At 65.2% G+C, this 5,033-nt stretch carries 5 protein-coding genes; 4 read left to right on the top strand and 1 reads right to left on the bottom strand.

The window, feature by feature from the left end:
- The first annotated feature begins 335 nt into the window (after positions 1 to 335).
- The 4 genes from GVY64_RS36395 to GVY64_RS36410 all read left to right on the top strand — a co-directional run bounded on the left by GVY64_RS36395 (position 336) and on the right by GVY64_RS36410 (position 3,966).
- Positions 336 to 932 carry a recombinase family protein gene (locus tag GVY64_RS36395; protein WP_159851171.1) on the top strand — a complete coding sequence of 199 codons (597 nt, stop codon included), beginning with the start codon at positions 336 to 338 and terminating at the stop codon, positions 930 to 932.
- Between the two features lie 360 nt (positions 933 to 1,292).
- On the top strand, positions 1,293 to 2,141 hold the full coding sequence (locus tag GVY64_RS36400) for a hypothetical protein (protein WP_159851173.1): 849 nt from the start codon (positions 1,293 to 1,295) through the stop codon (positions 2,139 to 2,141).
- Between the two features lie 270 nt (positions 2,142 to 2,411).
- Positions 2,412 to 3,341 (top strand): tyrosine-type recombinase/integrase, encoded by a 930-nt coding sequence (locus tag GVY64_RS36405; RefSeq protein WP_201298328.1) that lies wholly within the window; start codon positions 2,412 to 2,414, stop codon positions 3,339 to 3,341.
- Positions 3,342 to 3,462: 121 nt separating this feature from the next.
- Positions 3,463 to 3,966 (top strand): hypothetical protein, encoded by a 504-nt coding sequence (locus GVY64_RS36410; protein WP_159851175.1) that lies wholly within the window; start codon positions 3,463 to 3,465, stop codon positions 3,964 to 3,966.
- 260 nt (positions 3,967 to 4,226) lie between these two features.
- Here the strand turns inward: GVY64_RS36410 and GVY64_RS36415 are convergent, their stop codons facing one another.
- Positions 4,227 to 4,907: a Tn3 family transposase gene (locus GVY64_RS36415; protein WP_268895713.1), complete on the bottom strand. Its 681-nt coding sequence runs from the start codon at positions 4,905 to 4,907 to the stop codon at positions 4,227 to 4,229.
- Positions 4,908 to 5,033 lie beyond the last annotated feature (126 nt).

Genomic DNA, 5,033 nt, shown 5'->3' on the forward strand with positions numbered 1-5,033 from the left:
CACCGGTACCGCCGCCTGGCCACCCGCTGGGAACGACGCACCGACATCCACCAAGGATTCCTCGACCTCGCCGCCGCCCTCATCTGCTGGCGAAGACTCCGCAACCGAACCTGATAGGCGCTCTAAGGTGTCGCCGCGTGACACCGCCCATTCCCGGACCGCGCGGGATGTGCCGCACCGGGTGGACTCGGCTTCGAGCATCAGCGCAGGCGAGTTCGAACATCGACACAGGAATCCGCAGGCGGCCTGGCGTCGCCACCTGTCGAAAAAACCTGTTGCCGTAACCTTGCTGTCCAACAAGGATTGTCGGCCCTTTCTCCTACACTGCCCGGGGCATGGTCGACACGGTGCGCACTCTCGATGTCCCGGATCCGCTCGCCCTCGATGGCGATGCGCTCGATCCGATCGGCGGCGGGGGCGCGCTGATCGGGTACGGCCGGGTGTCGATGCGCGACGGCGACACCGTGATCGTGCACTCCATGGATCGCCTGGCCCGCAACCTCGACGACCTTCGCCGGTTGGTGCGCACCCTGACCGGCAAGGGCGTGCGGGTGGAGTTCGTGAAGGAGTCGCTGACCTTCACCGGCGAGGACTCACCGATGGCGAACCTACTGCTGAGCGTGATGGGTGCCTTCGCCGAGTTCGAACGCGCCCTCATCCTCGAACGCCAGCGCGAGGGCATCGCCGCGGCCAAGGCCCGCGGCGCCTACACCGGCCGCAAACCCGCCCTCACCGCCGAGCAGGCCGACTTGTTGCGCGCCCGCGGGGCCGCCGGCATTTCGAAAGCGGCGCTGGCCAGAGAGTTCGATGTCAGCCGCGAAACCGTCTACGCTATCTGCGGGCTGAGACCGTCACGGCGTGAGCTGCGAGGTTTCCGGGTTCGCACACCAAACCGAGCGCTTGTCGGTGGGGTGAGGGTGGTCACGTTCTGAGTATGACCTGGAACTGCATGTAGTACGAAACCCCGGTCCGCGTTGCGGGTCACGCGGGAGGACGAGGATCGAAATCCTGGGTGAGGATAGGTGATCTTGAAGCGTCCGGTTCGCCGGGCGGGCCGAGAACGAAGGAGACGGGGCAACTGAGGGCAAAGCGAGTTCGGTTGCTGCCGCTCTCGGACATCTCCAGCGGCACCGCCCGGAGCCCGCAGTGATGGAGGAAGTACGTCGCTGGGGACGTGCCCGGCGGCTGCCGTATCCGGGACAACACGGTTTGCGGTCACGCGAGGTGGAACGCGCGTTGCAATACAACGGATTTCATTGTTCAGCAGTGTCGGGGTTCGATGTGGTCGCGCGGTGATCGGCAAGTGGTTCGGTAAAAAGGTGGCCAAGAAACTGGCCGACGAGGTCTTCCCCGACGCCGCCCGTGCGGCGGAGAAACCGATTCGGCAGGTCGAGGAGCCCCTGACGGAGTTCGCGAGGAAGACAGTGACCGATCGGGACCTGGAGGGCCGACATCAGATCGAGCAGTCCGGTGTCGGAGAGTCATCGCACGCCACGCCTGCCCCGCTCGACCCGTCGCCAAGATCGTCGGCGGACTTTACGCCGGGCATGTCCGGACAGCAGGTTCGCGAGACGGTGGCGGGGCTGCTGCGCGATCACGGCGCCGCCGGCGCGTCGGCGAGGTTGCCGGATCTCGCCGCGCTGCCGGTGAACTACGGCCTGAAAGCCTCGGGCAAAGAAGGCGTCCACCTATCGTTGACCACGCAACACAGTGGTACCGGATCCATAGTCAGCGGATCGGTCGAAGGGTTTCGTCCAGAAGTAGACCGCAGTGGGATACTGGCGGACAACTGGGGCGGTGAGCAGTTCGGCAAGTTCGAATACAAAGATCCCGGAGACGGGACGGACCCGTCGTGGTCGATACAGTTGCCGACCGATCGCAAACGTATCGGTCGGGTAGCCGACTCGCTGCCCGATCAACTGGCCTCGCTGGCACCGGATTTCGGTATGGATCGGGTGCGTTCGACGGTGACCGAGGCAGTGGAGCTGGCAGCACAGCACAAGGAACTGCGGCGCGGCGCAACGCTGGCTGCCGAGACGACAGCCGGGCAGCTACGTGTACGTGCATGGAAAGGCGTCCTTCCTGCGAACATGACGCCCCCCGACTGGGTGTTGTTCGATCGCACCATCGCCCGGGACTAGCTACTTGCCCCTGAAAAAGTCGGACGAGTAGCTGGCGTCTGTTCTCTGTAATCGACTGCGGGCAGTTCGTGTTTCGCTGGGATAATGACTTCGTTGTCGTTTTCGGGGATAGGGGGTTGAGGAGTAAATCTGCCCGATCCGGCGCTAAGGATTTATGGCAGATAGTGGCTGACTATCTGCCATAGACTGGAGGTCGTCCAGGCGCGGTGATGGCGTGGTGCAGGGGTGACTCGGGAAACTATCTGCCGTAGAGCGGGAGGCGGGTTCGGAATGAGCGCGGTGCGGACACTGCCCAGGGCGGTGGCCGGGGTCCGGCTGGCGGACGCGGTGAAGGTGTTCCTGGGGACCATTACTGTCGGCAACACCCGTCGGGGCTACGCAGCTGCTTTGGATCGTCTGGTGGGTGACTTCGGCGCGGACACCGATGTGGCCGGGTTGGATCCGGATCGGGTGTCCGGGTGGTTCGTGTTCGTGTGGGGCGCCAAGTCCGCGAAGACGTTCAACCTTCAGTTGACGGCGTTGTCGTCGGCGTGCGGGTATTGGCGTGAGCAGGGTTGGCTTGCCGGGGATCCGGTGGCGCGGTTGCGGGCGCGGTCGATGCCGCCGGACAACAGTCGGGCGTTGAGCACTGTGGAGGTCGCCGGGCTGCTCGGCGGTGAGGCGCCGCTGCGGGAGCGGGCGTTGTGGACGATGCTGTATGAGACCGCGGCCCGCGCCGAGGAGATTCTGGGCCCGGACATCGCCGATCTCGACATGACCAACCGGTGCGCGGTGGTGACCCGTAAGGGTGGTGCTCGCGATGTCGTGTACTGGCAGACCGGCACGGCCCGGTTGCTGCCCCGGCTGATCGGCGGACGCCAGCGCGGACCGTTGTTCGTGACCGACCGGAGGGCGAAGCCGTCGGTAGCGCTGGCCGATGTGGACCCGGCGACGCAGCGGGCCCGGTTGTCCTACCGGCGGGCGGCGGCCCTGTTCACCGAACACACCACGTCGATGAAACGTGGCCCGTTCACGCTGCACCAGTTGCGGCACTCCAAGTTGACCCACGCCGCTGAGGACGGTGCGTCCACGCCGATGTTGATGGCGCTGTCGGGGCACACGTCGGCGCGCAGCCTGGCCAAATACAGCAAGGTGTCGGCCGAGGCGCTGGGTAGATGGCAGGCTCAGACCGACCCGGCCGCGCGTCGGCGAGGTCGGTGACGACAGGGCGGGCGGGGGTCGCCCAGAGCCGGTCGCGATGGTCCACACCGGAGGGCGTCGCCGTGCAGGTTCGTCGGGAAGCCGAGCCACCACCAGTGGTGACACCACTACGCTTCGGAATGTGTCGACTTTTATGGGCATCGCTTGGATCGATCTGGTGCCGGATGCGGATCCGGCAGCGTTGGCAACCTTCTACGCTGGTACACCCGGGCTGCCACAAGGCTCGGAAGCTGAAAATTCGGAGATCGAGTTCGATGCCCTGCCTATCGAACGAGTCGACGGCCGCTACCGGATCAAACACGTATTCGACGACGACGACGAGCAGCTCGCCGACTTGGTGGCGTGGCTTGCCGCGCACACCGAACTCGTCTCCCGCGTCTTTGTCGCGCTCGATCACGACGAATACGGTGCGGAGCATATCGTCCTCGATACACATGAAGGCGCTGTCCGGCGGCTCTACCACTACTACGCCTACCCCAGACTGGATGACGGTTCGTATTACACCGACGGCGAACCCTTGCGTGCGTGTTGCCGACTGCCCGTGATAGAGGAGCCGGTTGGCGTTAGCGATCCTGGTGTGCTGGTCGATGGGCAACTGGCTCGCAGCACCGTTGCCGCACTGTAGGTGTGCCGGTAGCCGTGGTTGACCGAGCCGCGGATGCAGACGCTGTCGCATATCTAGAGTCCGGTGCGATCGGTGGCCCCTGCACCGCATGGTGCGAGGCCCTGAGCCTGCCCTGGCTAGGCGAGAGCGACGATGGCTGGGTACTGGTCGATTAGGACTGAGGCCATGACCATCGAGTTCTGGCCGCAAATATCGATGCCGACCTCATACATCGCCTTCAGCCCACAGCGCGGGGGATCGATTCGGCAGGTCGAGCGAGGTTATTCGTCCGGGTCGCGCAGCGGCCGATGGGTTCCGCCGAGGTCGGGCAGGTGGAAGGCGTAGTGGCCGTCGATGCCGATGTGGGTGCGGATGAACGCCGACAGCCGCCGCGCATCCTCATCTCGGACTGAATATCCTTGCGCGCGAAACTTATCCAGGGCGCGATCAGTGTAGACGGTATTCCACAGAACCGCGCAGTTGAGCACCAATCCGAGTGCGGAGAGCTGATCTTCCACGCCCTCGTAGTAGGTGCGGGTCATCTCGCCTTTCTTCCGGTAGATCCGCCGCGCCAGGTCGTGGCGGCCTTCTCCGAGATTGGCCTGGAGCTTGCCTTCCCGGCGATATGGCTCGTCGTCGGCCAGGCGTAGGATGTGGAGGGTCTTGAAGATCCGCCCGTAGTGTGCGATGGCCTGCCCCAGCGGGGTGGGGTTCCCATCGCGGGAGATCATGCGGCTGACGTCGTGCGCGGAGACCTCACACTCATGGATCGACACCGCGACCCGGCAGATGTCCTGCCAGTGCGCGACGATCTTGCCGGTGTCGATGCGCCCCCGCGCAGCCTGATTGAGCGGGCCGTAGTCCGCGGCCGCGTCGAACCGCCACAACCGCTGATCCGGTCCGTCGCCGAGATATCTCCCGGCACTACGCGGAGATGCTTCCTGCGAAGGAGCTGAAAGCATGGCCCTTCGAGGTGCAGGTGAAGCTGCCGTGGAAGCCGATCTCGCATCTGGCTCCCGCGTGTTCGATGTAGGGGCCCCACTGGCCCGCGCCGGTCGCCACGGAATCGAGGGCGGGATTGCCGCCGG

This window comes from Nocardia sp. CY41 (assembly GCF_009829325.1).
Taxonomy (GTDB): Bacteria; Actinomycetota; Actinomycetes; order Mycobacteriales; family Mycobacteriaceae; genus Nocardia.

Coding starts and splice junctions, on each gene's coding strand:
- GVY64_RS36405 (WP_201298328.1), top strand. CDS start 2,412: ATGAGCGCGGTGCGGACACTGCCCAGGGCGGTGGCCGGGGTCCGGCTG.
- GVY64_RS36395 (WP_159851171.1), top strand. CDS start 336: ATGGTCGACACGGTGCGCACTCTCGATGTCCCGGATCCGCTCGCCCTC.
- GVY64_RS36415 (WP_268895713.1), bottom strand. CDS start 4,907: ATGCTTTCAGCTCCTTCGCAGGAAGCATCTCCGCGTAGTGCCGGGAGA.